Origin of the sequence: Thalassobacterium sedimentorum (assembly GCF_031127905.1) — a bacterium.
Classification (GTDB): domain Bacteria; phylum Verrucomicrobiota; class Verrucomicrobiia; order Opitutales; family Coraliomargaritaceae; genus Thalassobacterium; species Thalassobacterium sedimentorum.
Genome location: NZ_JARXIC010000099.1, coordinates 1 through 1,139 on the forward strand (window position 1 = coordinate 1; position 1,139 = coordinate 1,139).

General features: G+C 57.4%; 2 protein-coding genes. Both read left to right on the top strand.

Features of this window, described 5'->3' with window-relative positions; genetic code table 11:
* Window positions 1-41: 41 nt before the first annotated feature.
* Window positions 42-959: a site-specific integrase gene (locus QEH59_RS18555; protein WP_308986879.1), complete on the top strand. Its 918-nt coding sequence runs from the start codon at window positions 42-44 to the stop codon at window positions 957-959.
* Window positions 956-1,139: transposase zinc-binding domain-containing protein (locus QEH59_RS18560; RefSeq protein ID WP_308986880.1), on the top strand; the 184-nt coding region annotated here is incomplete at its 3' end. The genes QEH59_RS18555 and QEH59_RS18560, both read left to right, overlap by 4 nt.

Sequence of the window (1,139 nt, forward strand, 5' to 3'; positions counted from 1 at the left end):
AGAGTTAAAGGTGGGAGCCGAGCGGTCAGGCTCAGCTCCCTATGTCTAACATAAGAGAAAATAAAACCTATCAGGACTTCTACGTTTACGTCGAGTCCCAAACGCTACGTCCGCGCACTCGTGCGACGTATTTAATGTGGATTCGTCGTCTGGCGGATTTTTACCCGAAACATTCACTGGGACAGATTGGGGAGCGTAAGATCTTCGACTATCTAGTGCATTTGCGCGATAAGCGCGGTATGGCACCGAGCACCATCAACCAAGGGCTGGTGCCGATCCGTATGCTTTACCGCGATATGCTGGGACGCGATTGGAAGCTCTGGACTAACTTCAAGCTGCGGCGAGCCGAGCCTTTACCGATCGTGCTGAGTCGTTCGGAGGTGCGTCATTTCCTGAGCTGCGTGAAGCTTAATCGCTACAAGATCATCTTCGCACTGATTTACCACTGCGGCCTGCGTATTAGCGAGGCGCTCAAGCTGCGACCTTCGGACATCGATGGCGAGCGCTTGGTGTTGCGTGTGCGCGAGGGTAAGGGCGGCAAGCCTCGCGAGGTGCCGCTCTGTGCGAACATGCTCCGGCGCTTGCGCATTTACTATGCGTATCATAAAAATCCGCGTTGGTTGTTTCCAGCGGTGGGCCGTAGTTGGCGGGGCGACTGCGCGTCGCTGGCCGAGGCGATGTATGTGAGCAAAAAGCCGCTGAGCTCGTCGGCGCTACAGTTGGCGATGCAGGCGACGCGGGCAGCGACGGGGATCAACAAGCCGTTCAGTTCCCACAGTCTGCGACATAGTTTTGCCACGCATTTGCTGGAGTGCGGTGTCTCGATTCGGCAAGTGAGCCGCTATCTCGGACACGCCTCTCTCAAGGCGACGTTGGTTTACCTGCATGTCACCGAGATCAGCGAGGATATTGGCCGTGAAGCGCAGGCCCAACTCCTGGAAGAAGCACTGCGCTTTTGACGCTCGCCCAAATCCTTCGAGCCCATTGGCCGGAGTATGTGGCACAAGTCGGCGCGCATCGTATCCCCACGGCGCACTGGCGTGCAGTCGAAGCGGTCTTAGCGTGTCGCACCGCCCGCATGGGCGGTCACCGTTACGAGTGCTCGGATTGCGCGCAGGCGCACTACGTTTACCATAGTT

Coding starts and splice junctions, on each gene's coding strand:
- QEH59_RS18555 (WP_308986879.1), top strand. CDS start 42: ATGTCTAACATAAGAGAAAATAAAACCTATCAGGACTTCTACGTTTAC.